The 26,404-nt window shown below is 61.1% G+C and carries 31 protein-coding genes; 17 read left to right on the top strand and 14 right to left on the bottom strand.

All coding sequences use genetic code 11. The features are described from left to right. Window positions 1-57: 57 nt before the first annotated feature. From rpmH to CV013_RS01930, 6 genes are all read left to right on the top strand, one after another. On the top strand, window positions 58-192 hold the full coding sequence (gene rpmH / locus CV013_RS01955; RefSeq protein WP_102153709.1) for a 50S ribosomal protein L34: 135 nt from the start codon (window positions 58-60) through the stop codon (window positions 190-192). Window positions 193-446: 254 nt separating this feature from the next. Then, complete coding sequence (gene rnpA, locus CV013_RS01950; RefSeq protein WP_102153605.1) at window positions 447-818, top strand: ribonuclease P protein component; 372 nt, start codon at window positions 447-449, stop codon at window positions 816-818. After that, window positions 815-1,024, top strand: a complete 210-nt coding sequence (gene yidD, locus CV013_RS01945) for a membrane protein insertion efficiency factor YidD (protein ID WP_102153604.1) — start codon at window positions 815-817, stop codon at window positions 1,022-1,024. The genes rnpA and yidD overlap by 4 nt, the downstream gene beginning before the upstream one ends. 44 nt (window positions 1,025-1,068) lie before the next feature. Continuing rightward, a complete protein-coding gene (gene yidC, locus CV013_RS01940) occupies window positions 1,069-2,865 on the top strand; it encodes a membrane protein insertase YidC (protein ID WP_102153603.1) in 1,797 nt (598 codons plus the stop codon). Continuing rightward, window positions 2,862-3,515, top strand: a complete 654-nt coding sequence (gene yihA / locus CV013_RS01935) for a ribosome biogenesis GTP-binding protein YihA/YsxC (protein ID WP_102153602.1) — start codon at window positions 2,862-2,864, stop codon at window positions 3,513-3,515. Before yidC ends, yihA begins: the two co-directional genes overlap by 4 nt. A gap of 416 nt (window positions 3,516-3,931) precedes the next feature. Next, window positions 3,932-4,333: a hypothetical protein gene (locus CV013_RS01930; protein WP_102153601.1), complete on the top strand. Its 402-nt coding sequence runs from the start codon at window positions 3,932-3,934 to the stop codon at window positions 4,331-4,333. Window positions 4,334-4,653: 320 nt separating this feature from the next. Here the strand turns inward: CV013_RS01930 and CV013_RS01925 are convergent, their stop codons facing one another. After that, window positions 4,654-5,061 carry a hypothetical protein gene (locus tag CV013_RS01925; protein ID WP_102153600.1) on the bottom strand — a complete coding sequence of 136 codons (408 nt, stop codon included), beginning with the start codon at window positions 5,059-5,061 and terminating at the stop codon, window positions 4,654-4,656. 166 nt (window positions 5,062-5,227) lie between these two features. Continuing rightward, a complete protein-coding gene (locus CV013_RS01920) occupies window positions 5,228-5,647 on the bottom strand; it encodes a VOC family protein (RefSeq protein ID WP_102153708.1) in 420 nt (139 codons plus the stop codon). A gap of 234 nt (window positions 5,648-5,881) precedes the next feature. Between CV013_RS01920 and CV013_RS01915 the strand changes: the two genes are divergently transcribed. Continuing rightward, the gene (locus CV013_RS01915) at window positions 5,882-6,550 is read left to right on the top strand and encodes a glutathione S-transferase family protein (protein WP_102153707.1); all 669 of its coding nucleotides are present in this window, start codon (window positions 5,882-5,884) and stop codon (window positions 6,548-6,550) included. Beyond that, on the top strand, window positions 6,526-7,422 hold the full coding sequence (locus tag CV013_RS01910) for a S1/P1 nuclease (protein WP_223805348.1): 897 nt from the start codon (window positions 6,526-6,528) through the stop codon (window positions 7,420-7,422). The genes CV013_RS01915 and CV013_RS01910 overlap by 25 nt, the downstream gene beginning before the upstream one ends. A 4-nt stretch (window positions 7,423-7,426) precedes the next feature. Here the strand turns inward: CV013_RS01910 and CV013_RS01905 are convergent, their stop codons facing one another. Beyond that, window positions 7,427-7,894, bottom strand: a complete 468-nt coding sequence (locus tag CV013_RS01905; protein ID WP_102153598.1) for a cupin domain-containing protein — start codon at window positions 7,892-7,894, stop codon at window positions 7,427-7,429. Between the two features lie 53 nt (window positions 7,895-7,947). Here CV013_RS01905 and dapE point away from each other — a divergent pair, with 53 nt between their 5' ends. Both dapE and CV013_RS01895 read left to right on the top strand, forming a co-directional pair. After that, window positions 7,948-9,090: a succinyl-diaminopimelate desuccinylase gene (gene dapE / locus CV013_RS01900; protein ID WP_102153597.1), complete on the top strand. Its 1,143-nt coding sequence runs from the start codon at window positions 7,948-7,950 to the stop codon at window positions 9,088-9,090. Window positions 9,091-9,223: 133 nt separating this feature from the next. Further along, window positions 9,224-10,537, top strand: a complete 1,314-nt coding sequence (locus CV013_RS01895) for a dicarboxylate/amino acid:cation symporter (protein WP_102153706.1) — start codon at window positions 9,224-9,226, stop codon at window positions 10,535-10,537. A 282-nt stretch (window positions 10,538-10,819) separates the two neighbouring features. Here the strand turns inward: CV013_RS01895 and nth are convergent, their stop codons facing one another. Further along, window positions 10,820-11,470, bottom strand: a complete 651-nt coding sequence (nth, locus tag CV013_RS01885; RefSeq protein ID WP_102153595.1) for an endonuclease III — start codon at window positions 11,468-11,470, stop codon at window positions 10,820-10,822. A 10-nt stretch (window positions 11,471-11,480) separates the two neighbouring features. Next, window positions 11,481-12,209 carry a 4-hydroxy-tetrahydrodipicolinate reductase gene (gene dapB, locus CV013_RS01880; protein ID WP_102153594.1) on the bottom strand — a complete coding sequence of 243 codons (729 nt, stop codon included), beginning with the start codon at window positions 12,207-12,209 and terminating at the stop codon, window positions 11,481-11,483. 36 nt (window positions 12,210-12,245) lie between these two features. Here dapB and CV013_RS01875 point away from each other — a divergent pair, with 36 nt between their 5' ends. After that, the gene (locus tag CV013_RS01875) at window positions 12,246-12,953 is read left to right on the top strand and encodes an NAD-dependent deacylase (RefSeq protein WP_102153593.1); all 708 of its coding nucleotides are present in this window, start codon (window positions 12,246-12,248) and stop codon (window positions 12,951-12,953) included. 19 nt (window positions 12,954-12,972) lie between these two features. Here CV013_RS01875 and CV013_RS01870 read toward each other — a convergent pair whose 3' ends face one another. The 6 genes from CV013_RS01870 to mutM all read right to left on the bottom strand — a co-directional run bounded on the left by CV013_RS01870 (window position 12,973) and on the right by mutM (window position 17,917). Continuing rightward, window positions 12,973-13,539 (bottom strand): DedA family protein, encoded by a 567-nt coding sequence (locus CV013_RS01870; protein ID WP_102153592.1) that lies wholly within the window; start codon window positions 13,537-13,539, stop codon window positions 12,973-12,975. 34 nt (window positions 13,540-13,573) lie between these two features. Continuing rightward, on the bottom strand, window positions 13,574-14,347 hold the full coding sequence (locus tag CV013_RS01865) for a HesA/MoeB/ThiF family protein (protein WP_102153591.1): 774 nt from the start codon (window positions 14,345-14,347) through the stop codon (window positions 13,574-13,576). Next, the gene (locus CV013_RS01860) at window positions 14,344-14,787 is read right to left on the bottom strand and encodes a DUF983 domain-containing protein (RefSeq protein WP_102153590.1); all 444 of its coding nucleotides are present in this window, start codon (window positions 14,785-14,787) and stop codon (window positions 14,344-14,346) included. The genes CV013_RS01865 and CV013_RS01860 overlap by 4 nt, the downstream gene beginning before the upstream one ends. Before the next feature lie 23 nt (window positions 14,788-14,810). Next, window positions 14,811-16,277, bottom strand: a complete 1,467-nt coding sequence (gene dnaA / locus CV013_RS01855) for a chromosomal replication initiator protein DnaA (protein WP_102153589.1) — start codon at window positions 16,275-16,277, stop codon at window positions 14,811-14,813. 421 nt (window positions 16,278-16,698) lie between these two features. Beyond that, complete coding sequence (rpsT, locus tag CV013_RS01850; RefSeq protein ID WP_102153588.1) at window positions 16,699-16,959, bottom strand: 30S ribosomal protein S20; 261 nt, start codon at window positions 16,957-16,959, stop codon at window positions 16,699-16,701. A gap of 142 nt (window positions 16,960-17,101) precedes the next feature. Further along, window positions 17,102-17,917, bottom strand: coding sequence for a bifunctional DNA-formamidopyrimidine glycosylase/DNA-(apurinic or apyrimidinic site) lyase (gene mutM / locus CV013_RS01845; RefSeq protein ID WP_102153587.1), 816 nt, complete (start codon window positions 17,915-17,917; stop codon window positions 17,102-17,104). Between the two features lie 56 nt (window positions 17,918-17,973). Here mutM and CV013_RS01840 point away from each other — a divergent pair, with 56 nt between their 5' ends. The 3 genes from CV013_RS01840 (at window position 17,974) to CV013_RS01830 (ending at window position 20,830) form a co-directional block, all read left to right on the top strand. Continuing rightward, on the top strand, window positions 17,974-18,717 hold the full coding sequence (locus tag CV013_RS01840) for a class I SAM-dependent methyltransferase (RefSeq protein ID WP_102153586.1): 744 nt from the start codon (window positions 17,974-17,976) through the stop codon (window positions 18,715-18,717). A gap of 70 nt (window positions 18,718-18,787) precedes the next feature. Then, window positions 18,788-20,347, top strand: a complete 1,560-nt coding sequence (gene ubiB / locus CV013_RS01835; protein ID WP_102153585.1) for a 2-polyprenylphenol 6-hydroxylase — start codon at window positions 18,788-18,790, stop codon at window positions 20,345-20,347. A gap of 6 nt (window positions 20,348-20,353) precedes the next feature. Then, the gene (locus tag CV013_RS01830; protein ID WP_102153584.1) at window positions 20,354-20,830 is read left to right on the top strand and encodes a hypothetical protein; all 477 of its coding nucleotides are present in this window, start codon (window positions 20,354-20,356) and stop codon (window positions 20,828-20,830) included. Window positions 20,831-20,843: 13 nt separating this feature from the next. Here CV013_RS01830 and CV013_RS01825 read toward each other — a convergent pair whose 3' ends face one another. Then, window positions 20,844-21,227, bottom strand: coding sequence for a hypothetical protein (locus tag CV013_RS01825; protein ID WP_102153583.1), 384 nt, complete (start codon window positions 21,225-21,227; stop codon window positions 20,844-20,846). 270 nt (window positions 21,228-21,497) lie between these two features. Here CV013_RS01825 and CV013_RS01820 point away from each other — a divergent pair, with 270 nt between their 5' ends. The 3 genes from CV013_RS01820 to CV013_RS01810 all read left to right on the top strand — a co-directional run bounded on the left by CV013_RS01820 (window position 21,498) and on the right by CV013_RS01810 (window position 24,035). Next, the gene (locus CV013_RS01820) at window positions 21,498-23,108 is read left to right on the top strand and encodes a bifunctional phosphopantothenoylcysteine decarboxylase/phosphopantothenate synthase (RefSeq protein ID WP_102153582.1); all 1,611 of its coding nucleotides are present in this window, start codon (window positions 21,498-21,500) and stop codon (window positions 23,106-23,108) included. Further along, window positions 23,101-23,562: a dUTP diphosphatase gene (gene dut, locus CV013_RS01815; protein WP_102153581.1), complete on the top strand. Its 462-nt coding sequence runs from the start codon at window positions 23,101-23,103 to the stop codon at window positions 23,560-23,562. Before CV013_RS01820 ends, dut begins: the two co-directional genes overlap by 8 nt. A 176-nt stretch (window positions 23,563-23,738) precedes the next feature. Then, a complete protein-coding gene (locus CV013_RS01810; RefSeq protein ID WP_102153580.1) occupies window positions 23,739-24,035 on the top strand; it encodes a PilZ domain-containing protein in 297 nt (98 codons plus the stop codon). 101 nt (window positions 24,036-24,136) lie between these two features. Here CV013_RS01810 and CV013_RS01805 read toward each other — a convergent pair whose 3' ends face one another. Beyond that, entirely contained in the window at window positions 24,137-24,829 is a 693-nt protein-coding gene (locus tag CV013_RS01805) for a DUF4136 domain-containing protein (protein ID WP_102153579.1), read from the bottom strand. A gap of 183 nt (window positions 24,830-25,012) precedes the next feature. Then, a complete protein-coding gene (trpS, locus tag CV013_RS01800) occupies window positions 25,013-26,041 on the bottom strand; it encodes a tryptophan--tRNA ligase (RefSeq protein WP_102153578.1) in 1,029 nt (342 codons plus the stop codon). Window positions 26,042-26,404 lie beyond the last annotated feature (363 nt).

The raw sequence follows: 26,404 nt of genomic DNA, 5'->3' as shown, positions 1-26,404 counted from the left end.
GGGCGGCCCTTTTTGTTGGCGCTACAATTGGTGCCAGTTTTTGATTTCGAGGATACGATGAAGCGGACTTTCCAGCCCAGCAATCTCGTGCGTGCCCGTCGCCACGGTTTCTTTGCCCGCAAGGCGACCCCTGGCGGCCGTAATGTGCTCCGTGCCCGTCGTGCGCGCGGTCGCAAGAAGCTTTCCGCCTGATCTGATGGCCTGCGCCCCGCGGGGCGTGTGTTTTCGTTTCCATCCCGTTTTGCGGCTGGCGGCGAATGGTCTCTGGACCTGACGGGCTCCCGATTAGGGGGCCCGTTGTCGTACGTGCGTTTCCAGTTCCTCGGGAAGCGTGCTCTTCGGTGACTATGCCTTCGCTGCCGGGCTGGGCCTCCATGCCCTGTCGTTCGTCGATTCGACAAAACGACTCGCACCAACAAGCGGCTGCGCCTATCTGTTCTTTCGACATGACGGTTCAGACGATACGTAAACGCCCCGATTTCCTCGCGGCCAATCGCGGGGTGCGGGTGGCGCGACCGGGTTTTATTCTGCTGGCGCACCCGAATGGCGGGCGGGGCAAGCGGTTCGGTATCACTGTGACCAAGCGGGTCGGCAATGCTGTGGTCCGCAACCGCATGAAACGCCGGTTTCGCGAACTGCTGCGCGACGCGCTGCCCGGCGAAGGGCTGGCGGATCACGATCACGTGTTGATTGGCCGCGATGGCGGGATAGAGCGCGATTTTGCGGCCTTGCGGGAAGATCTGGGCGTGGCTCTGGCGCGCGCGGCGAAGGGGCAGGGCGACCCGCCCCGACGTCGGCGGCGGTCCCCCGCCCGATGAAATATCCGCTGATTCTGATCGCCCGCCTGTGGCAGTGGGGGCCGAGCCGCATTTTGCCGCCGAGTTGTCGCTATGCGCCATCGTGTTCGCAATATGCGATAGAGGCGCTGGAAAAATACGGTGCAATCAGGGGTGGATGGATGGCGCTGAAGCGTATATTGCGCTGTCATCCCTGGGGCGGACACGGGTATGACCCTGTACCCTGAACCTTTTGGCCCTGATGATATGAACATAAACGGGATCGGATCTCTTGAACAATCAGCGTAATCTCATTTTTGCCGTGGTGCTGTGCGGCCTGTTGCTATTCGGATGGGAAGCCATCGTTCAGCGGCTGTATCCGCAACCGGACCAACCGGCGAAGAGCGCCGCTGCAGCGCCGGCCATTCCGGGGGACGGCAAGGCCGCTTCGTCCGCGACACCGGCCGACGACAAGAGCATCAAGCACACCCGTGAAGGTGGGCTGACCGATCCCGCGCAGCAGGCGCTGGAGGCGCGCGATCTGAAAGCCGCGCTGGCCGATCCCAACCGCGTGAAGATTGCCGCGCCGGAAGTCGCCGGTTCGATTGATCTTGTCGGTGCGAAGATCGACGATCTGACGCTGACCAGCCATAGCCAGAGCGTGGAAAAGGATAGTGGCCCGGTCCGACTGTTCTCGCCCGATGGCACCCCGGCGCAGTACTTCGCGCAGTTCGGCTGGATCGGGCAGGGTGTGAAAGTGCCCGATGCCAAGACGGTGTGGCAGGCCAGCGAAGGCCCGCTCGCCCCCGATAATCCGGTTACGCTGACGTGGAACAATGGCGTCGGTCAGCAATTCAAGATCGAGTTGTCGGTCGATGACAAATACCTCATCACCGCTCGTCAAACGGTCGCCAACACCGGCGGGCAAAGCGTGATCGTCCGCCCGTTCGCGCTGATTAATCGCACCAGCACGACCGCCAGCATCGATCAGTGGACGATCCATTCAGGCCCGATCGGGGAATTCGGCGATGGGGTGAACTTCGGCACGAATTACAAGGACGTGGCCGAATCCGGCACGACCACCCCCGATGGCAAGGCCGGATGGATCGGGTTCACCGATATCTACTGGCTGTCCGCGCTGGTGCCGCAATCGAATGCTTCGGTCGATGCCGATTTCCGTGCGCTGGGCAACGATATCTTCCGCGCCGACGTGATATACGATGCCCTCACGGTTCCTTCCGGCCGCCAGATTTCGCGCACCACGCAGATGTTTGCCGGGGCCAAGGAAAGCGATGTGCTGACCGCCTATCAGAAGGCCGGTATCCCGCAGTTCAGCAATGCGATCGACTGGGGCTGGTTTGGCATCGTGGAGAAGCCGATCCTTTGGCTGCTCAAGCATTTGTATGATTTTGCGGGCAACTTCGGTGTGGCGATCATCCTGCTGACGCTGATCGTGCGTGGGCTGATGTTCCCGATTGCCCAGAAACAGTTTGCCAGCATGGCCGCGATGAAGGCGATCCAGCCGAAGATGAAGGCGCTGCAGGATCGCTATAAAGACGACAAGCAGAAGCAGCAGCAGGAAATCATGGCGCTGTACAAGGCAGAAGGCGTGAACCCGCTGGCCGGGTGCCTGCCGATGCTGTTGCAGATCCCGATCTTCTTCGGACTGTACAAGGTGCTGATGCTGTCGATCGACATGCGGCACAAGCCGTTCATTCTGTGGATCAAGGACTTGTCCGCGCCCGATCCGCTGCACATCCTCAACCTGTTCGGTCTGCTGCCGTTCACGCCGCCCAGCTTCCTGGGGATCGGTGTGCTGGCGGTGCTGCTGGGCATCACGATGTGGGCCACGTTCCGGCTCAACCCCACGGCGATGGACCCGATCCAGCGCCAGATGTTCAGCCTGATGCCGTGGATCATGATGTTCGTGATGGCACCGTTTGCCGCCGGACTCCTGCTGTACTGGATCACCAGCAACCTGCTGACCGTGGCACAGCAAAGCTATCTCTATTCGAAGCACCCGCAGCTCAAGGCGCAGGCGGATAAGGACAAGGTTGACCAGGAACGGTCGACCAAGGCCAAGGGGTGAGTACCGAGGAAGAAAGCAGGCAGGCCGAGCTGGTCGAGCGCGCGCGCAAACTGTTCGCCGGGCCGGTCGATTTCCTGCTTTCGGCTCCCCAGCTTCATTTCCTGCCCGATCCGGTGGTGCCGGAGGTGGCATTTGCCGGGCGGTCCAACGTCGGCAAAAGCTCGCTGCTCAATGCGCTCACCGGGCGCAAGTCGATCGCGCGCACCTCGGTGACGCCGGGCCGTACGCAGGAACTGAACTTCTTCGATGTGGGCGATCCGCTGCAAATGCGGCTGGTCGATATGCCGGGCTATGGCTTTGCCAAGGCACCGGTGAAAGTCGTCGAGAAGTGGAAGCATCTGGTGCGCGATTTCCTGCGCGGGCGTCAGGTATTGAAACGCACACTGGTGCTGGTCGATTGCCGCCACGGGCTGAAAGATGTCGATCGCGAGATGATGAAGATGCTCGACGAAAGCGCCGTCGGCTATCGCCTCGTCCTGACCAAAGCGGATAAAGTGAAAGCCAGCGAACTGGAGAAAGTGCGCGCCGCAGTCGAGGTGGAAGCGCGCAAGCACCCCGCGGCATTCCCGCTGATCCATGTCACCTCCAGCGAGAAGGGCATGGGTATCGCGGAGCTAAGAGCGGCCGTGCTGGAGGATGCCGAGAGCTGATTCGGGCTGGCTCTTTCGCGGGCTGTTTCGGGTTGGTGAATGGTTGGGGTGTAAGCAGTTCCTGACCGCACCGCATATATGTGAAGTTCGGTTCCTAATTCGTCACCTCGGACCTGATCCGGGGCCTCGCTTCTGCTGGCATCGCGCGGGAAGATTAGCTGGACCCCGGATCAAGTCCGGGGTGACGGGACACAGCGAAGCAAAGAAATTGCGTGCGGCGAACCTCTTCGCTGCCTGCATATTCGGGCATTTCTGCGATCAAAACGCCTGTCCATCACTAGGCGGCGTGCACGAATTCAGTTTCGGCCCGGTGTGTCCGCTATGAGGCATTTCGGGTGAAAAGCTGTCGTTCGGCAAACGATTCCATTGCGGACATCGATGAAAGTCCATAGCGTGAAAGCTATGCGCGGAACCTTATGACACGGCGCCAGAAGCTGATCTGGTATGCGTTGGGGGCGTTCTCAGCCTCCACATTTTCCGTTGCAGCGACACTACTGATGCAACCGGGCCCCGCGATTGATCACGCGGCGGCCAGTTACTTAGTTCTCGAGGAACCAATCTCTGAAGTCACCGGAGAAAAGGGTTTTGACCCTGCATTTATCGCCTATCAGACAGGGGAGCTATTGCGAGATTGCGAGGCGGCGTATTTCGAGACCACGTTCTTGTATACTGATCATGCACCTACCGCTGACCTGCCACTGGTGAAGCAAAATCTGAATGCCATTAAGTGTGTTGTATTGCGAGCCGAGGAAGAGGGTATCGAGATCAGAACCGAGACACGCTGGTCAGGCAATTCAACTCCATTGCGGTTTCGATAGTCGCGCGACTACGCTGAGAATGTCTGCTCACCACCCCAATCTCAGACGTTCCGAGCTTTCGCGGATTTCGCCATCAGCCGACTGGCAGCTTCGCGCCTATTTTGGCCAGAAGCAGAAATTCGGCTAACGACCTCATTGCGGACATTCCCGGTCAAGCCAAGAAGTTCAAAAAACGGATCGCTCACTCCAGGCCCCAGCCGCAAAACAAACGTCGCGGAGGCAGGCGGGAACATCGATTTAATCGATAGTGTATTCAATTTGATGAAAATGCGTAAGGTATTTGTTCGGTAATAAACAAACTTCTGGTAAAATCAGGTGTGTTAATTGCCCAGGGAAACAAACCCACCAATTTTATTGCAAGTTTCTATAAACTTCAGTGCCCCGGCGTGATTGGGATTTGAAGGTTCGGCTAAAATTTGGGCACGCTCTTTTGCGGCCCTGAAGCCTGAATCTATATCACCGCTAATATCGGCATCTTTTTGTGGCCATGTCCTGCGAATATACGCCTCAATTTTTGGACGCATGATCGTTGCACCTGCCGCTTCGTCTGCACCATAGGCTTTGCCATTCATCTGAACGAATAGCATGTGACCGGCGCAATTCGTCCAAAGCTGGTATCGCTTATTCTCCGACGCCGACAAATTTTCCGATTTCTGAGCCCAGCCAGTCGCAGGTAGCATCATTGCCATAAAGGCCAGAACCGTCCCCAGAGATTGGCGGGATGTCATGTGACGGAGAACTCCTGTGAAAAAGACGCTCAGACACATTTAAATCCGCAGCATGGGCCGTAAAGTTACAAGTGCTGTTAAGTTAACGGTCCCCCGAAGAATCTCTTTTGCCCAAAATGCGCGTTCCGCAGAGCTTGTCGGGTGACAGCAATTCACTCCAGCCCCATCACGTTGCAAACAACATCGCGTCGTCGGCAAATGCTTTCATCTCCAGCGCGTTGCCGCTTGGGTCGCGGAAGAACATCGTCGCCTGTTCGCCCGGCTGCCCTTTGAAGCGGATATGCGGTTCGATGCCGAACTGTATGCCTGCCGCAGTCAGCCGGTCGGCCAGCGTCTGCCAGTCAGGCATTGTCAGCACTACGCCGAAATGCGGCACGGGCACGTCGTGGCCATCGACCGGGTTGGCTGCTGCGTCGCCCCCCATATCCGGCGCGAGGTGAGCGACGATCTGGTGGCCGTAGAAGTCGAAATCGATCCAGCTGTCGGCGCTGCGCCCCTCCGCGCATCCCAGCAGACCGCCGTAGAATGCACGGGCTTCCGCAAGATCGCGGACTGGGAAGGCGAGGTGGAACGGGCGCAAGGTCATGTCGTGCATATACGGCGTGCGGGTGCATTTTCCTACACACAGGCGATCCGTCATATTCACGCCATGACACGTATCACCGCCGCCGAAGCCCGTGCTCTGTTTGAAGAAGCGCTCGCCCGTTTCCTGGAAGCCGACAATTTTGGATCAGGACAGTGTAACAAGCGGCCCACCGTTCAGGCTCGACAGCGCAGGGATGAACGACTACCGCCCGATCCAGGTGGAAAAGGAAGTCGCGTGAAGCTCATCATCGGGAACCGCAATTACTCAAGCTGGTCGCTGCGCGGGTGGCTCGCCTGCAAGCAATCGGGGCTCGGGTTCGAAGAGCTGACCGTCAACATCAGCGGCGAAGACTGGGAAGAGGCCAAGCGCGCAATGGGCGAAGTGCAGCCCAGCCGCGGCAAAGTGCCGATCCTGTGGGATGGCGAAACGGTGGTGTGGGACAGCCTCGCGATTCTCGAATACCTGGGGGACAAGGTCGGTCGCGACCGGTTCTGGCCGAAAGACGATGTCGCGCGCGGGATGGCGCGTTCGATGGTGGCCGAAATGCACTCCGGCTATCTGCCGTTGCGCCGCGCGCTGCCGATGAACGTGCGCGCCCGGCATGAAGGGGTGGAACTGCCCGACCCGGTGAAGGCCGATGTGGTCCGCATCCTGCAACTGTGGGCAGAGGCGCGTGCCCGTTTCGGGCGTGGCGGGCCGTTCCTGTTCGGCACATTCGGTGCGGCAGATGTGTTTTATGCCCCTGTTGTCAGTCGCTTCGTCAGCTATGGCATTGCCGTTCCCGGATTCGCGCAGGCCTATATGCAGGCGGTATGGGAACATGACTGGATGCAGACATGGATCAAGGGTGCGGAAGACGAACAATGGGTGATCGAACAATGGGACACTGTTCCCGCCGCCTGATCGCGGCACTGGCGGCGCTGGCAATTGGCTGGTTGCCGCAAAGCGCGCTGGCATGGGGCAGCTATGGCCACCGCACCACCGCCGCGATCGCGATGGACAATGTCTCCCCCGCCACGCGCAAGGCGATTGCGCGGCTGCTGGCGAAAAGCGGGGAACTTGGCACCCCCGATTGCCCGGTGCACAGTCTGGAAGATGCCGCAGTGTGGCCCGACTGCGTTCGCAAGTACAGCTGGCGCTATGGCTACACATTCGCGTGGCATTACCAGACCGAACCGATTTGCGAGGAGTATTCGGCGCGCAAGAACTGTAGCGGAGGCAACTGCGTGTCGGCGCAGATCACCCGCAACGAACGGATACTGGCCGATGAAAGCCTGCCCGATGCAGTGCGCTTGCAGGCGCTGGTGTTTCTGGTCCACTTCATAGGGGACATCCACCAGCCGCTGCATTCGGGCGATCACGAGGACCGTGGCGGTAACGATGTGAAGGCCGAATACGGTATCGTTCCGGGGCTGAACCTGCACTGGATCTGGGACGGACCGATGGCCGAACGCGCGATCAGCAGCGCGCAGCCGTCGCTGGTGCGGCGCTATACTCCGGCGGAGAAAGCGGCGCTGGGCGGCGGCACGCCGGCCGACTGGGGCCGCGAAAGCTGGCAGGTGGCGCGCGACTTTGCCTATCGCACTGCGTTCGGGCGCGATGCCTGTGCGGCGGGCGCTGCTCCACTGCCTAAGGATGCCGCGCTGACTCAAGAGGTTATCGCGGAATCGGTGTCGGTGATCCAGAAGCGGATCGAACAGGCAGGGATCCGCATGGCGCAATCTCTGGACAAGGCCTTCGCACCGGGGCCGTTGCCTGAAACGCCGCGCGGCTAAGTGGCTAAGGAGTGCGTCTCGCCGTGTATCGAGTGCCATCCCTGCGGGCATACCCATCGGGATCGAACTGCATGTCGATATCGGGATACGATCCGCTGTCGCGCGACTTGTCGCCTGCGCTGATGGCCACGAACACGCAGTCGGCATCGCTGCGGTTTTGCAGGTGATGCCCGTTCTCAACCCCCGCTGGCCATGCGACAATGTCGCCGGGGTACAGCATGGTTTCACCATCGTCTTCGACCAGCACAGCTTCTCCGCTGAGCATGACGAGCAATTCATCCTCCTCCCGGTGCCAATGCCGCTGAGAGGACCATGCGCCAGGCCTGAGCACGACATGGCTTGCCCCCATTCGGGTCAGACCAGAAGCCGGGGCGAGACGGCGATACCAACGCCCCTGCACCGGCGCATCAAACGGAGCGGGGTAGCCGGTGCGGTTGGTTTGCGGGATCGCGTCGAGATCGAGCTTGGGCATGGTACAGTTCACCTTGCTGGATTGCCTGCTGCGGTTGGTATAGCGCTTTGCCGATGACCGACGCCAGCACTTGCGAAACAGCAACCGACCTTGCGGAGCGGCTGATTGCCTGCCCCAGCGTGACACCTGCTCAGGGGCTGGTGTTTGATGCACTGGAAGCGATGCTGGTGCCGCTGGGGTTCGAGATAGACCGGTTTGTGCGGGGCGAGGCGCCCGATGGTCCGGTGGAAAACATGCTGGCCGTGCGACCCGGCCCGGCGGGCAGCCGCCACTTTGCATTCGCGGGGCATCTCGATGTGGTGCCGCCGGGGGAAGGGTGGACCAGCGCCCCGTTCGCGCCAGAGCGGCGGGGCGATCTGCTATATGGCCGGGGCGCAGTCGATATGAAGGGTTCGATCGCGTCGATGGTTGCCGCGCTGGGGCAGGTTCCTGCCGACGCGGGCACGATCAGCTTCATCATTACCGGGGACGAAGAGGGCCCGGCGGTTTATGGCACCCGCGCCCTGATCGACCGGATGCGCGAGCGCGATCTTGCACCGGATCTGTGTCTTGTGGGTGAGCCGACCTCCGTCAATCGTCTGGGCGATATGGTGAAGATCGGGCGGCGCGGATCGGTCAACATCTGGCTGGAGGTGGAGGGCGTGCAGGGCCACGTCGCCTATCCGCACAACGCCGATAATCCGATTCCCCGACTGGTGGCGATGCTGGCCGAACTGGATGCACTGGTGCTCGATGAGGGCACCGACTGGTTTCAGGCGTCCAATCTCGAAATCACCGATCTGGAAGTCGGCAATCCGGCGCATAATGTGATCCCCGCGCTGGCCAAGGCGCGTATCTCTATCCGCTTCAACGATATGCACACCGGCGCGGAACTGGGTGCGACAGTGAGCGAGATCGCGGCGCGTCATGGCGGCAGAGCCATTCCCGTGATTTCGGGCGAAAGCTTCCTGACCCCGCCGGGCGCATTTTCCGCCATGATTACAGAGGCGATCCGCGCCGAAACCGGCATCGAACCCGAACTGTCCACCAGCGGCGGCACCTCGGATGCGCGCTTCCTGAAAGACGTATGCCCGGTGATCGAATTCGGTCTGTGCAATGCAACGATGCACAAGCGGGACGAAGCGGTGGCGATGGCCGATCTGGAGGCACTGGCGCGGATTTATGCGCGGGTTGCACAGGCGGCTCTGCGAAGCTGATTGTGTAGCGGCAAAACCGCTGTTACGCGAAGCGCCGGGATCGCAACGGGGGAATACCATGGTCACTGCCGCTCCAGCCAGCACGCCTGTGCCGGATAAACCGAAATCCATAGTGGGCTGGTTTTTTCATGCGCTGACCAAACATCTGACGGCGTGCATCATGGTCGGGCTTGTGCTCGGCGTGCTTGCAGGATGGCTTGTCCATGAAGGATTCCTCAGCGGCATTCTTTCGACTGAACACTGGGAGCGTGGCTTCCAGATGTTGTCCAATATCTTCCTCAATCTCATCAAGATGCTGGTCGCTCCGCTCGTTCTGGCGACAATTGTGTCAGGCCTTGCCCATATGGGGGACAGCACGGCGGTTGGCCGTATCGGATTCCGGGCAATCATGTGGTTCATTATCGCCAGCCTGATCTCGATCAGTCTCGGTCTGGTGATGGTCAACCTGTTCCAGCCTGGCGTGGGGGTTGACGTTACCGCGTCGACACATGCGGTTGGCGAGGTCAAGAAGCTCGATTTCTACGAATTCATCGAACACGTTTTTCCAAAGAACGTGATCGGCGCGATGGCGGATAATAATGTTCTGCAAATCCTCGTTTTCGCGCTGTTCGCCGGGATCGGGCTGACTGCCTTGGGCGAACGCGGCGCGCCGCTTGTCCGCGGGGCGGAAGCGCTGTCGGATCTGATGCTGGAAATCACCGGCTACGTTATGCGATTCGCCCCGTTTGCGGTGTTCGGTGCACTGGCCAATGTTGTTGCGGCCAACGGACTGGGAATCCTTGGCGTCTATGCACGGTTGCTTGGCGAATTCTACTTCGCTTTGGCTCTCTTGTGGACGTTGCTGCTGCTGGCCGGTTGGGTGTTCCTGCGCGGTCGCGCAATTTCTCTGGTGCGATACGTGCGGCAACCCGTTCTGATCGCATTTTCAACCGCATCCAGCGAAGCGGCGATGCCGAAGCTGTTCGAACAGCTCGATCGGTTTGGTGTGCCTCGCCGCATTTCGGGACTGATGATTCCGCTCGGCTACAGCTTCAATCTCGACGGATCGATGATGTATGCCAGCTTCGCAACGATCTTCATCGCGCAGGCATATGGGGTCGATCTGTCGATTGGCACGCAGATCGTCATCATGCTGACATTGATGATCAGTTCCAAGGGGATTGCCGCCGTTCCGCGCGCCAGTCTGGTGGTGATCGCGGCCACGCTGGCGATGTTCGATCTGCCGATCGAAGGCATCGCGCTGGTTCTGGCGATCGATCACTTCCTCGACATGGGCCGCACGGCAACCAATGTGCTGGGTAACGCTGTCGCTACGAGCGTGATTACCAAGTGGGAAGGGATGCTGCAGCCGATGCGCGATCCCGATCTCGACGATCCGGTGGCACCGCACCATACGCCCGAAGATGGGCGCAAGGGACTGAACCTCGATCCGCAGGCGAACGAATAAAGGATAGGGCTAATCGCCTTCAGGTGATGGTGTGGCGGGGGGCAAAGCTGGCCTTTGTGGACCGTCACAGATCGCTGGCGATTGGGGCTTCCCCCTGCCGTCCTCGTCATTGGGATGAGCGGGGCGACGCGGCGATCCAGGGTGTGCGGGTCATCTCCACCGCAACCGATGCGACGGGCAGCCCCGTCGATTCATGGATTGTGTCACTGCGTTCGCAATGACGAAAGGATGGGTGTGTAGCGGAGTAATGCAGAAAGTGACCATTTGCAGGCCACCACGCGCCTAGCGTCCCTTGGGCTTCTCCAGTACCTTGCTGCGATAGCTGCACAGGTCCGCGACTGTGCAGCGCCAGCATTCCGGGGTGCGGGCCTTGCATACATAGCGGCCATGCAGGATCAGCCAGTGATGGGCGCCGAGCCTGAAGGGGCCGGGTACGCGCTTCTCCAGCTTCGCCTCGACCGCTTCGGGGGTTTTGCCCTTGGCCAGACCGGTACGATTGCCCACCCGGAAGATGTGGGTATCGACGGCAAAGGTTTCCTGCCCGAACCAGCAATTAAGCACGACATTCGCCGTCTTACGCCCGACACCGGGGAGCCTGACCAGATCTTCGCGCGTACCGGGAACTTCGCTGCCATATTCGTCCACCAGCAACTGGCTGAGCGCGATGACATTTTTGGCCTTTGAATTGAACAGGCCGATGGTCTTGATATGCTCTTTCAGGCCGTCTTCGCCTAGCTCCAGCATCTCTTGCGGAGTCTTCACTTTGGCGAACAGTGCCCGTGTCGCCTTGTTCACCCCAACGTCGGTCGCCTGTGCCGACAACGCCACCGCGACGACAAGCTGGTAGGCGTTGCCATATTCCAGTTCGGTTTCCGGTTCGGGGTTATCCTCCGCCAGACGGCGGAAAAATTCGAAAATCTGATCCTTGGTCATCGCTTGCGGATCACAGGCCCAGAACTTGTGGCATCGTATAGCGCCCAGGACCCCGATCCACGAGCCACACGGCCCCCTTCACCGCGCCGCGCGCGAAAATCATCCGGTTCTCTGCACTATGCGACAGAGTGATACGCTCATCCTCCCCCGCCAGAATGACGCTGTGTTCGCCGGCCACAGTGCCTCCGCGCAGCGATGCGAAACCGATTGCCCCCTTGGCACGGGCCCCGGTCTGTCCGTCGCGACCGCGTTCGGAATGGCCCGCCAGATCGATCCCGCGCCCTTCGGTCGCCGCTTCGCCCAGCAGCAAGGCAGTTCCCGACGGGGCATCCACCTTCATCCGGTGGTGCATTTCCAGCACTTCGATATCCCAATCCGGCCCGAGACGCGCCGCCGCTTCGCGCACCAGATGCGCGAGCAGCGTAACGCCAAGCGATGTGTTGCCTGTCTGAAGCACGGCAATCGCCTGCGACGCCGCGTCGATCGCGGCATGATGCCGTTCTTCCAGACCGGTGGTGCCGATCAGGATCGGAACGCCCGCGCCGATTGCAGCGTGCAGATTACCCTCCAACGCAGCGGGAGAGGAGAAATCGACCAGCACGTCGCACTCATCCGCCAGCTCTGCCGTATCGCCGCCGCGATCCACGCCGCCTGCCATTGTGTGGCCGGCGGCCTCCACCGCACTCACCAAAGCGTGACCCATGCGGCCGTCACTGCCGATAATTCCAATTCGTGCCATTGCCAGTCCCCGATAGCTCGTGCTTCATTGCCGGGCATGGCAGACATCCGCAACATCGTCATCCTTACCGGTGCGGGGATAAGCGCCGAAAGTGGCATCGATACCTTTCGCGACGCCGGTGGCCTGTGGGAACAGCACCGGGTGGAAGACGTCGCCACGCCAGAGGCGTTCGCACGGGATCCCGACCTCGTTCTGCGGTTTTACGACATGCGGCGCGAGGCCATCCAGACCAAAGCGCCCAATCCCGCGCATCGGGCGCTGGCGCGGCTTGATCGCGAATGGGAAGGGGGGCTGTTGATCGTGACCCAGAATGTCGACGATCTGCACGAACGCGCCGGGGCGGAGCGAGTGCTGCATATGCATGGGGAACACCTCAACGCATGGTGCACCGCCTGCGATACGCGCAGCCGCTGGACCGGTCCGTTGATCGACCGACCTGACTGTCCCACTTGTGGCGAGCCGTGCCTGCGCCCTGACATCGTGTGGTTTGGCGAAATGCCCTATCGCATGGAGGATATTTACGCGGCGATGCGAGGGGCGCATCTGTTTGTGTCTATCGGCACCAGCGGGGCCGTCTATCCAGCGGCAGGTTTCGTGCGCGATGCGCGTAGTTTGGGCGCGAAGACGCTCGAACTGAATCTCGAACGCAGCCAGAGAAGCGGCTGGTTCGACGAAACGCGGCTTGGCCCGGCGAGCGAGCTCGTGCCTTCGTGGGTGGATGAAGTACTGAGCCAGCAGAACTGAGTGCTGGCCTGCCTGTATATCACGGCATTGGCATGAATATGCGGCGCAGAGCCAGGCCGACAATCGCGCCGATCACCGTAATCGCCACGACTGCGAGTGCGAGGTGCTCTATCCGGTGCAGTTCCGCCCCCGCCGCAGTTAGGCCGGTTGCGAACAAATATCCGGCTGAGCTGACAATGACTGCCCAGAGCGCGGCGGCGATCACGTTGAGGATGGCGAAGCGTGGCCACGCGACCTGAGAGGTGCCGAGCGTTATCGGGCTGACGGTTCGCAAGCCCCACATGAAGCGGAACGCCAGTATGAAGGGCGTCGGGTTACGCTCGATCATGGCCAGCACCCGGCCATAGGTTGCGCGCGAGGTAACGCGACGGACCAGCCATGAATCGCGCAGATAGCGGCCAAGGAAGAAGTACAACTGATCGAGCATGCACGAACCGGCTGCTGCGGCCAGCATCACCTGATCGAGCGGCATCAGCCCGCGATGGGCCAGCAATCCGCCGGTGGCGACGACAGCTTCGCCTTCGAAAGCTGCGCCCAGACCAACAGCCAGCAGCCCGTATTGCGCGATGAAGCCCTCTATCGTCATCGCGCACTGCGATGAGTTTTGCGTGTGGGCTGGCTTATGCAGTTGCGCTGCATGTCTTGCACTGCGGGTCTTTGGGGATGGTCATCGACCGCATTCCCGGCTGCAGACCGTCAAGCAGATGGACGGTGCCCCACTGTGCAGGCCCCATCGCGCCGACAGGGGCCAGCAGGGCGCGGATCGCCTGCATCGCCGCGAACGTGCCGACCCAGCCTGCCATCGCTCCCAGCATTCCATCGTCCGCGCAAGTATCGCAATCCTCCGCATCGAACGCATCGCCTACGAAACAGCGGTAACATGGAGAGTCGGCAAGGTGCCCGGCGAAAGCGGCCACTTGCCCCTGAAACCGCCCGACCGCCGCGCTCAGCAGCGGGACGCTCATTGCGACACAGGCATCGGACACAGCGAGGCGGGTGGCGAAGTTATCGGTGCCGTCCAGCACGATGCTGGCCCCGGCCACGATTTGCGGCGCGCGGTTGATATCGATCCGCCGGTCGTCCAGATCCACTGCAATCTTTGGATCGAAATTGGCCAGCCATCGCCGCGCCGATACGGCCTTGCCATGCCCGACATCGCGTTCGGCATAGATTGTCTGGCGTTGCAGATTGCTGGCATCGACAGTGTCGTCATCGACCAGGGTCAGCTTGCCGATGCCTGCCCCGGCAAGATATTGCAGGGCCGGGCTGCCGATGCCACCAAGGCCGACGATCACAACATGCGCGTCTGCCAGCGCGACCTGCCCGACACCGCCGATTTCCGGCAGGACGATATGCCGCGCGAAGCGACTCAGACGCTCTGCGCTAAGGGTCATTTCCGGTCGGGCAGCGGGTTGGTTTCAGGGCGTTCGCGTTGAAAGCCAAGCATTCCCAGCCACCATTGCAGGGCAATCACAGCGCCTTTGGACGGTTGAAGGCCAAGCAGAACCATTGCCGTTGCCAGTGGGATGATGATTGCCGACGCCGCCCACGACGACATGTCGAAATCGAGGATCAGCATAATCATCAGCGGGGCCAGCAAATGCCCGGTGGCGAAGATCGCGATATAGGCGGGAATGTCGTCCGCCCGCGCAAGGGTCCAGTCCTGCCCGCAAGCGCGGCAGCGATCCACCGGTTTCAACCATTTGCGAAACAGCTCCCCACCGCCGCAGCGTGGACAATGTCCGCTCGCCCCGCGCCGCGCTGCTTGCCAGTAGGATGCAGGCAGTTCGGCGGGATGGGCGTGGTCGATGGCCGTGGAGTCTGTGGGGGTCATTCAGCCCCCATAGCGCAATACGCTCAGCTTTCCAGTTGTCTCAGCAAGCTGCGGACGTCGCCATCCATATCGGCATCGCGCTGCCGCAGGTCTTCGATCAGGCGGACCGCGTGAATGACTGTCGAGTGGTCGCGTCCGCCGAACTTGCGGCCAATTTCAGGATAAGAGCGCGGAGTCAGTACCTTGGAGAGATACATCGCCACCTGTCGTGGACGAACCACAGCGCGGGCGCGTCGCTTGCTGGCCATTTCTGCGCGGTCGATGCGATAGAACTGGCAAACCGTGCGCTGGATTTCATCGATCGTGATCCGGCGGCGATTGGCCGACAGGATATCGGTAAGCTGTTCCTCGGCAAGCTGGAGAGACACTTCCTGCCCGGTCAGCTGAGCATAGGCGATCAGCTTGTTAAGACCGCCAACCAGTTCGCGCACGTTGCGCGTGACGGTGCGAGCGAGGAAATCGATCACGTCCGCCGGCACATCCAGCGGCGCGAACTTGGTCAGCTTGGATTCGAGAATCTTGCGCCGCAGTTCCATGTCGGCGGGCTGGATATCCGCGACCAGTCCCATCGACAGGCGGCTGAGCAGGCGCGGTTCGACCCCGTCGAGCGCCTGTGGCGCACGGTCGGCGGCGAAGACCAGTCGTTTGCCTTCGGCCAGCAGTGCGTCGATTGTATAGAGCAGTTCTTCCTGCGCGCTCGCCTTGCCTATGATGAACTGAATATCGTCCACCAGTAGCAGATCGAAGCTTCTCAGGCGCGCCTTGAATTCGATCGTCTGGTTCGATTTCAGCGCTTGCACGAATTCGACCATGAACCGTTCGGCGCTGCAGTAGAAAATCCGCGCCCGCGGATGGGCGGAGAGATAGGCGTGGCCAATGGCGTGGAGCAGGTGAGTCTTGCCCTGTCCTGTCGCGGCCTTGAGATAAAGCGGGCTGAACTGGGGCTGTTCGATGGCCGCCATCCGTTGAGCGGCATTGCAGGCGAGCACGTTGGCTTCGCCCGTAACGAAGGCTGCGAAAGTCAGTGACGGGTCGAGCCCGACAGACGACGTAAAGCCGCGATCGCCAATCGTACCGGCCGCAACCGCGATCATGTTGGGATCGCCGCCATCGTTGGCAGCGCGATGCCCTTCGCCGAAGCTCAGCTCGGGCAATTTGCGGCGGCCCGGATGGACCGCGATTTTCACATGGCGCACTTCGCTGCGGGCGATCTTCCACGCGAGCGAAAGCCGATCATGGAATCGGTCGTTGACCCAGTTGGCCGAGAATTCGGTGGGCAGGTACAGGTTGAGCGTGCCGGTGTCTTCTTCGAAGCCGCCGACCTGAATCGGCTTGATCCACTGGCTGTGAAGCTGGTGGCCAAGATCTTTCCGCAGTCCCAGGCTGATGTCTGCCCAATCAGCCGCAAGGTTTACTGCCTCCAGATCTTCCATTCCGTCTTCACCCTTTTTACGACGCGGCGTGCCTGCAACGCCATTCAATTCGGCCATTGGTTTCAGCCCCCACGAAATTGGTGCCCGACTGAATGTCGGCCCCATATCAGCTTCAATTCGGACACAGCTTCGCCGTTGCCCGGAATCCCCCGACGCCGGGCTAGGAAGCCTGATCCAGTGATGTGAATCAGCGCTGTCCAACCGCTGATGCATTCTTCAATTCAACAGCGCGGGCCTGCTGGCAAGGGCAGGGGCGCAAAATTTTTGAAATAAACCCGGTTGACTCGTCAAAAACCTAAGCGCTGCATGTAAAGTACTGAAAATAAAAGACTTAAATATTACAGCCTCGCGAATCGGCGGATTTCCTAGCTTTTTGACGATTCGGTTACATCGCACACGAAAACGCCGGCGCAATCGCACCGGCGTTGATCCTGATGTGACAGGTTGGCGGGGGATTATGACCCCCGCGAGTCGCGTCTCAGAGAGCGCCGACTCGCTTGCTCAGCCGGCTCATCTTGCGGCTGGCGGTGTTCTTGTGCAGCACGCCGCGGGCAACGCCGCGCATCAGTTCCGGTTGTGCTTCCTTCAGCGCTTCGGCAGCGGCCTTCTTGTCGCCACCGGCGATCGCAGTTTCAACCTTCTTGAGGTAGCTGCGGATGCGGCTCATGCGCGAGGTGTTGATTTCCGCCCGGCGATCGTTGCGGCGGATACGCTTCTTGGCTTGCGGCGTGTTGGCCATGTCTGTCCTTACTGCGGGCCGCCCGCTCGGGGCGACCGGAATCCTGTGCGTCAAATGTCAATAAGTGGCGGAGTATCCGCCGGAAAGCGGCGCCCCTAGCGGGAGAGGGGCGAATCGTCAAGGGAAAGCGCGGCAAATCCGATCATCGCTGACACACCGGGCAGAACCACGTGCTGCGCCCGCCTTGCGCGATGCGACGGATAGTGCCGCCGTCTTCATGAACGCAAGCTTCGCCTTCGCGGCCGTAAACGGCAAAGCGCGTGGCGAAATAGCCTAGCTGGCCATCGGGTCGGGCGTAATCGCGCAAGGTCGATCCCCCGTCGAGAATCGATTGTTCCAGCACTGCGCGGATCGCGGGCACCAGCAATTCCAGCTTGGCCATGCCGACGCGCCCGGCGGGTTTGCGCGGATCGATCCCGGCGCGGAACAGTGCCTCGCACACATAGATATTGCCGAGGCCCGCCACGATCCGTTGATCGAGCAGCAATAGCTTGATCGCTTGCTTGCGTCCGGCAAACGCTGCCTTGAGATGCGCGGCGGTCAGGCCGGGGCCGAGCGGTTCCGGCCCCATCGCAGCGAAAGCGGGCCATTCGCCAAGCAGAGGCGTATCCACCAGATCGACCGAGCCGAACCGCCGCGCATCGTTCAGCGCGAAACGGTGGCTGGCGGTTTCGATGATGAGGTGATCGTGCTTGTCGGGCGTATCGGGATCGATCCGCCAGCGGCCGCTCATCCCCAGATGGAACACCAGCGTCCGCTCGCGGTCGGTGTGGATCAGGCCGTATTTCGCCCGCCGCCCCAGTGTGCTGACCGTGGCGCCGGTCATCGCCTGCACCAGATCGGCGGGGAAGGGGCGACGCAGGTCGGGCCGGTTGAGCACGACACGGGCAATCGTTTCCCCTTCGAGGAATGTCGCGAGCCCGCGCACAGTGGTTTCGACTTCAGGGAGTTCTGGCATCGCATTGGCTGCTAACAGTGTTTGCGCCCGCCTGAAACTCCCCTAAGGCGCGTTGCATGACCCAACACGCAGACGAGCAGGTTTCCTTCGGATACGAAGACGTTGCCCCAGAGGAAAAGACCCGCCGTGTCGGCGCGGTATTTTCCAATGTCGCGGCGAAATACGATGTGATGAACGATGCCATGTCGGGCGGGATGCACCGGCTATGGAAAGATCGCTTCGTCCGCCGGGTGAAGCCGCAGCCGGGCGAAGCGATTCTCGATATGGCAGGCGGCACGGGCGACATCGCGTTTCGCATGGCCGCGCGCGGTGCGGAAGTGACCGTCGCCGACATCAATCAGGAAATGCTGGATGTCGGGATCGAGCGGGCAATGGATCGCGGGATCGACGGCCTGAGCTGGTCGCGCCAGAATGCGGAAGAACTGACGTATCCCAGCCGCCTGTTCGATGCGTACACAATCGCGTTCGGCATCCGCAACGTGACCCATATCGACAAGGCGCTGGCCGAAGCACACCGGGTGCTCAAATATGGCGGACGTTTCTTCTGTCTCGAATTCTCGACCACCGAATGGCCCGGATTCAAGGAAGTGTACGATGCCTATTCGCACAAGCTGGTGCCACACCTGGGTAAACTGATCGCGGGCGATTCCGAATCCTATCGCTATCTGATCGAATCGATCCGCCGGTTCCCGCCGATGCCCGAATTCGAAGCGATGATCCGCGATGCCGGTTTCACCCGCACACGGGTAGAGCCGATTATGGGCGGGCTGGTGGCGATCCATTCGGGATGGAAGGCCTGACGGTGCCGCGCGTCGCCTGCTTCCTTTGCGGACACGGAGATAGCGGGGCCACTGCGCCCCTCCCACGCCTATGACTCGTCCGATCACGCATATCTTCCGGCTGCTCAAATGGGGCCGCACATTGGCGCGGCATGGAGCTTTGCGCGGGATCGAGCGCGATCCGAACACGCCGCCGCAGGTAAAGCGGCTGGCGCGCATCGCCCGGTTCGGCACGATCCAGCCACGCGAACCCGATTATGCCGGGGCGTTTCAGGATATCGGCCCGGCGGCGATCAAGCTGGGGCAATCGCTGGCCACCCGGCCCGATCTGGTGGGCGAAGCGGCAGTGGCCAACCTGCTCACTCTGCAAGACGATTTGCCGCCGGTCCGTTACAGCGAGATCGAGCAGGCGATGGCCGCCAGTTTCGGCAGACCGGTGAGCGATCTGTTCGCTGAAATCGATCCTGTCCCGGTTGGCGCGGCATCGATCGCACAGGTCCACAAGGCGGTGACGACCGACGGGCGGCAAGTGGCGGTCAAAGTCCTCCGCCCCGGTGTTCGTAAGCGGCTCGAACGCGATATCGCGACCTACGAATGGGCTGCCGCCCATCTGGAGGCTTTGGGCGGAGAAGCCCGTCGGCTGCGCCCCCGGCTGACTATCGCCAATTTCAAACGCTGGACCAATCGCGAGCTGGACTTGCGGCGCGAAGCGGCATCGGCCAGCGAACTGGCGGAATCGATGAAGGGGATGGAAGGATACTGCATCCCCGCCATCGACTGGGACCGGACTAATGGCCGGGTCATGACTGTCGACTGGATCGATGGCATCAAGATATCCGACCGCGAAGCGCTGATCGCAGCGGGGCACGATTTGCCCGAACTGGCCGAACGGCTGGTGCTGGCATTTTTGCGGCAAGCGATCAGTGGCGGATTCTTCCACGCCGATATGCATCAGGGTAATCTGTTCGTGCGTTCGGACGGCACGATTGCTGCCATCGATTTCGGCATCATGGGCCGGATCGACCGGCGCGCGCGTCAATGGCTTGCGGAAATCCTCTATGGGCTGACTACGGGCAATTATCGCCGCGTGGCGGAAATCCATTTCGAAGCGCAATATGTGCCCAGCTACCACTCGGTCGACGAATTCGCGACGGCCCTGCGCGCGGTGGGCGAACCGATGCGCGGCAAGCCGGTGAGCGAACTGTCGGTCGGGCAAATGCTTGACGGGCTGTTCGCGATCACCCGCGATTTCGACATGGAGACGCAGCCGCATTTGCTGCTGCTGCAAAAAACAATGGTGATGGTCGAAGGGATTGCCACCAGCCTCAACCCGCAGATCAACATGTGGGATGTGTCCGCGCCATTTGTCCGCAACTGGATTCGCGACGAACTGGGGCCAGAGGCTGCGCTGGCGGGCCGGATCAAGAGCGATTTGGAAACGTTGCTGCGCCTGCCCGATCTTGTGCGCCGGGTGGAGGAACGCTTCCCGCCCAAGGGCGGCGCGCCCGAACAGCCGCCGCTGCCCGATGTCCCGCTGATGTGGGAACGGCGCGGGCAGAGCGGCGTGCGTTGGTTGCAGGTGCTGGCCGGGTTCGGCGTTGGCGCCGTGGCAGTGGCGGGTGCGCTCGCCACCGGGTTTCTCCATCTTTAGCCGGGCGTGACGTTCGGGCAGGCCTTGCGGCGGAGCTTGCGCCCGGCACTTATCGCCGGGCCGTTCAGCGGAATCGCTACGTTCTTCGCGATCATGCTGGTGGCGATGCTGTTCAACGATAACGGAGCAGAGATGATTGTTGTCATGGCGATCGGCGCGGTTTTTGCCGTGCTTTTCGGCCTGATAATAGCGACACCGCTTTCGTTGCTTTGTTCAGCGACGATGCTGCGCCAGATCGCCCGAAACCCACGTTGGGCGCGGAGGCGCTATTGGATCGCGGTGGGTGCGCCGGTTGGCATAGTGGTGGTTTCGATATTCTGGGCGCTGTCTGCGGAAGGCAGCGATTCCACCGTAGGATCGTTTGTCGCAGTGGCGGCATTCGGCGCCTTTGCCGGTGGCTGCGCGGCGTGGGCCAACCGCGCGATGCTCAAATCGGCCATCGCGCAACTGACCAGCAGAATCGATACCGACATCTTCGCCTGAACGCTCAGGCTGTTCAGACGACCTTGTGCGGCAATACCCGGCTGCCGATCAGCGACAGAGCCACCGCCAGGGCTTCCACCATCATCGGGAAGGCAAACGCTTCATACGTGCCATCGATGGCCAGCGATACGACACGCCCGACAAAGGCAATGCCGAAGATGGCCACCGGCACCAGCAGCAGTTCCCCGTTCCGCTTCCACGCACCCCACAGCATCGTGGCACCGCCAACGAAGAACAGCGCGGGGAAATCGGCGCGCAGCACAGCCAGACCTTGTGCCCCTCTGGTGGTCAATCCGAAGCCCAGTCCCGCATCGGCGGGAAATACCAGAAAGTTCGCGCCCAGAACCAGAAACAGCAGGCCGATAGCGAACAACAGGGCCGTGACGATAAAGCGCATAGAGTGATCTCTCCTGATTTCGCTGATGTGCTTAGGGCCATATCCCGCAAATTGCACGATCCGCGATGGCGAAATCCGGTTTCAAACCGGGGACAGTGTCGGCCTGTGTCCGTCGCCCATGCATTTCAGGCACGAAACCGGCGGGCAAAGCGGCCCGCATTGCGGGTTGAGGATTGGCAACTGGTATCGCTGGGCGCTAGGCTGAATTCATGAAACGACGGAATTTGTCATGCACGCGCCGGATATCGAGCCGCGCGTGGGGTTACTGACATGAGCGGGCCGAAAATCCTGCTCATCGTCGGTGGGGGTATTGCAGCGTATAAATCGTGCGAACTGGTGCGCCTGATCCGCAAACACGGGGGCGAGGTGACTTGCGTGCTGACCGACGGCGGCAGCCAGTTCGTTACCCCGCTGACGCTCGCCGCACTGAGCGAAAACAAAGTCTATACCAGCCTGTTCGACCTGAAGGACGAGGTTGAGATGGGGCATATCCAGTTGTCGCGTCAGGCCGATCTGGTGGTCGTATGCCCCGCCACAGCCGATCTGATGGCCAAGATGGCCGCGGGCATTGCCGATGATCTGGCGACGACGCTGATCCTAGCGACCGACAAGCCGGTGATGGCGGTTCCGGCGATGAATGTCCGCATGTGGGGCCACGCGGCGACGCAGCGCAATGTCGCGTGGCTGCGCGATGCAGGTGTGACAGTGATCGACCCGGAGGAGGGGCCGATGGCTTGCGGCGAATTCGGACCGGGGCGTTTGCCCGAACCGCCTGCGATATGGGCGGCGATTGCCAACCGTCTGGCCATCGATCCGGGCAATGATCTGCCTTTGCCGTCTGTGGCCCCCGTGGCATCGTCGCCAGTGGAGGAAGAGGCGGAAGCGGAAGATGTGCCCGAACCGCCGGGCCGGGGCGGATTTGGCAGTCTGCTCTCCGCACTGATCCCGCGTTCGCACGCACGCCGCGCAGAATCGGTCGAAGAGCGCGAGATCGAAGAACTGTCTGAGCATGAAGCGGAGGTCGAGGCGGAGGATGCACCTCTGCCTGAACCCGACCTCAGCGGCCCGCTAATGGCACAGAAGGGGCAAGCGCGCTCAGTTCCGCCGACCGATCCCGCTGCGATTGGCCGCACTGTTGCCAGAACCGCCACCGATGAAGTGCTGGTCGAAGAAGACCCGCTGGACGGGCAGCCCGATTTCGACAGCGATCCGGCGCACCGGCCGCTGTTCGGCAGGCATGTGCTGGTCACTGCCGGGCCGACGCATGAACCGATCGACCCGGTCCGCTACATCGCCAACCGCTCCAGCGGCAAACAGGGTTTCGCGATTGCTGCGGCAGCGGCAGCTCTGGGTGCGCGGGTCACGCTGGTGGCGGGGCCGGTTCATCTGAAGACGCCGGCCGGTGTGGACCGGATCGATGTCGAATCCGCGCGTGAAATGGCCGATGCGGTGAAACACGCTCTGCCCGCCGATGCCGCTGTGATGGTCGCCGCTGTGGCTGACTGGCGCAGTCGGGACTACGCGCAGGAAAAGATGAAGAAGCGCGGCTCTGCCCCACCGGCTCTGTTGCTGGCGGAAAATCCCGATATCCTTGCCTCGGTCGCCGCCGGTAAGTTGCGCCCCAGACTGCTGATCGGCTTCGCAGCCGAAACGCAGGACGTGATCGAAAACGCGACTGCGAAACGGAAACGCAAAACCGCCGACTGGATCGTGGCCAACGATGTATCGGGCGGGGTCATGGGCGGCGATAGCAATACCGTGCACATCGTTTCCGCCGATGGTGTCGAAAACCTGCCCGAAATGCCCAAGGAGAAAGTTGCGATGACATTGGCCGAACGCATTGCCGAAACGCTCAACCGGATCGACCCGCGCGATGACTGATATGGTGTCCGTGAAGCTCAAACGCCTGCCCCACAGCGAAGGGTTGCCCCTGCCTGCCTATGCCACTCAGGGCGCGGCGGGGATGGATGTTCTGGCGGCGGAAGATGTGACGATTGATCCGGGTGCGCGCCATGCGGTTGCCACCGGGTTGGCGGTGGCAATCCCTGCGGGTTACGAAATTCAGGTTCGTCCGCGATCCGGTCTGGCGTTGAAGCACGGCATCACTGTGCCCAATACGCCGGGGACGATCGATTCCGATTATCGCGGCGAATTGAAGGTTATCCTTATCAACCACGGCGCGGAACCGTTCGCGATTGCGCGGGGGGATCGGGTGGCGCAGCTCGTTCTCGCGCCGGTTACACAGGCCGGGTGGTGCGAAGTGGATGAACTGGATGAAACCGACCGCGGCGCTGGCGGCTTCGGTTCGACCGGCGGGCACGCGGCGCTGGTATAGCTGCCGTTATGGCGCGGGTTCGGCCTGCGCGCTGATCGGGCCCAGCGTTCATTCCTGACGTGGCGCGTCTCGCTGCTCGCTTGCATCGGGTCTCCCGATGGGGGTATTTGGGCGGGTATCGAAAAGTCCGGCGGCCCGCCGGGGCTCCATCTGACCCATTTGGGTAGGGGATCGCCATGAACGATGAACAGCGATCGAAAATGCGGCACAATGTGTCTGTATGGGGGCGTTATCGGTCAAAGAACGGTGTTCGTCGCGATATCCAGCTGAAAAACCTCTCCGAAACGGGATGCCAGTTCTACGATCGGTTCACCGGGCTGCAGTCGGGCGATGAAATTACTCTGCGAATTGAGAATCTTGGTCCGTTCGATGCAACGGTGCGCTGGGTTGATGCCGGGTATGTCGGCGTGCAATTTAGTGATGAACTGTATGGTCCGACATTCGATCACATCAGGCTGAAACTGAGCAGTTGATAGCCATCGCCGCGCCGGTGCCTGCATATGTAGCGACCGAAAAGAGAAAGGGCGGAGCCGAAAATCGGACCCGCCCTTCAGTTAAGTCAATGATATGGCTGTCAGCGACGCTTTGCTGGCATATTTTCCGGCGCGACCGAGATGCGGACGGTCTTCCCGCTGTCGCCAGGAAAATCGGTGAACATCGCTTCGATCAGGTTGGGCACCAGATATTGCAGCCGGTTGGAAGTCGACAGCGCTTCTGCCCGACCTTCGAACAGACGTTCCCCATCGGATGCACGGCTGATCTTCAGTTCGATCCCGCTCTTGTACACGGTGTACACGTCTAAGCCGTTGTCAAAGAACGGATCGTAGAAGCCATAGCTCCACGGACCACCCCAGTAACGGCTAGGATAAGGGCGATAGAACCGGCTGTAGCCGAAGCGGCCATAACCGTACCACGGATCGTAGAACGGATCGGAAAAGCCGGTGCGGCGCACCCGCTGGCGGCCATCGTCGACCCCATAATCGAAATCGACCAGCAGTGTCGCCGCGTCGGGCGAGGATGCACGGGCATAGCCCAGCTTCTCCATCTGAGCCGCTACCTGATTGGCGTACATCGAAAATTCGAGCCCGCCTTTAAGATCGGCGTCCGAAGTGACGATAGCAAATGTCTGCCCTTCCGGCGCAGGCAGCTGAGTCTGGAAACGCGAAACATCCGCGTTGAAGGGTGTGGCGCATGCTCCCAGCACACCAAGCGCCAAAGGCGCGGCGAGAAGCTTGATGCGGCGGCTCCACTTATTGGGCGTATTCATAAGAGCGGTCCTCTTGTGTTCTGACCTGCGCGTGATGCTGCCTACCCCTTCGATGAGCACACATGCTGTCATTGGTACGGCGAGTTGTAAACTACGCGCGGTGAACCGAGTTTGAACATCAAGCCGGTTCACAGGGAAATATGGCGAGGCTTGCAAGAGGTACAAGCCTCGCCACGCATATATTCAGCCGCGTTCGCGGGCCCGCACCAGACCCAGCGCGTTGTAAGTCGCGTCGAGAGTGGGGATGCCGATCTCGCGCGCCCGCAGCGCACCCTTGGCGAGAATAGCGTCCAGAGCTTCCCGGTCTTCCACCAGTTCGCGGAATCGCTGCGAAATCGGGCTGAGCGTTTCCACCAGCACTTCGCCCAGCGCCGGTTTGAACACTCCGAAACCCTGACCGGCAAAGCGCGCCAGCACTGCTTCGGGCTTCTCATCGGTCAGAACGGCGTAGATCGAAACCAGATTCAATGCTTCGGGCCGACCTTCCAGACCGGCCATCTCGCTGGGCAGCGGTTCGGGATCGGTCTTGGCCTTCTTGATCTTTTTCATGATCGTGTCGGCATCGTCGGCCAGTTCGATCCGGCTCATTTCGCTGGGGTCCGACTTGCTCATCTTCTTCGTGCCGTCGCGCAGGCTCATGATCCGGGCGGCGGCAGGGGGGATGAACGCTTCGGGAAGAGTGAACACCGGCGCGTCTTCCGAACAGAAATCGTTATTGAATTTCTGTGCGATGTCGCGCGCCAGTTCCAGGTGCTGTTTCTGATCTTCACCGACGGGAACGTGTGTCGCCTGATAGAGCAGCACGTCCGCCGCCTGCAGCACGGGATAAGTGAACAGCGCAACGCTGGCACCTTCGCGGTTCTTGCCGGACTTGTCCTTGAACTGCGTCATGCGGTTCAACCAGCCCATGCGTGCCGTGCCGTTGAGCAACCATTGCAGTTCGGCGTGGGCGGGCACTTGTGCCTGATTGAACAGCACCGAACGGTTCGGATCGATCCCGCAAGCGACCAGTGCAGCCACCATTTCCAATGTCGCGCGGCGCAGTTCCGCCGGGCTGTGCGGCATCGAGATGGCGTGAAGATCGGCCAGGAAGAACAGGCATTCGCTGCCGGGTTCGAGATCGTCCTGCATGCGAACCCAGTTGCGGATCGCGCCCAGATAGTTGCCGAGGTGCAGGTTGCCGGTGGGCTGAATGCCCGAAACAATACGCATGAAATTATGCCTTTGAAAAATGGATAAATCGCAAATGTGAATAGCTGCCGCTCAGGCGCAGCAGAATAATCGGAGTCAGGCGATCAAAGCCATCGCCAGGCCGCCCGGCCGCGCACGGAAAACCGGCGCGGCGCAGCATTTGCGAAGGAAGGCATAGGGTGCATGGCCACGCCCATAGCGCCGCCGGGCGCCGGGCGAAAGCCCTTAGGCTCAGGACTCATTGCTGGCACCATTGAGGTTTGAAGCAAAATGGCTCAGCGCAAGGAGAAAGGGCGCAGGAATATATCAATATTTCAAGACCTTTTGACGCAGCGATGGGCAATTTTGCTCAAATCCCCCAACCTGACCTCATGGGGGGACGTT

The sequence above is a fragment of the Tsuneonella flava genome (assembly GCF_002870965.1).
Classification (GTDB): Bacteria; Pseudomonadota; Alphaproteobacteria; order Sphingomonadales; family Sphingomonadaceae; genus Tsuneonella; species Tsuneonella flava.
This window is presented reverse-complemented; position numbering and strand designations above follow the sequence as displayed.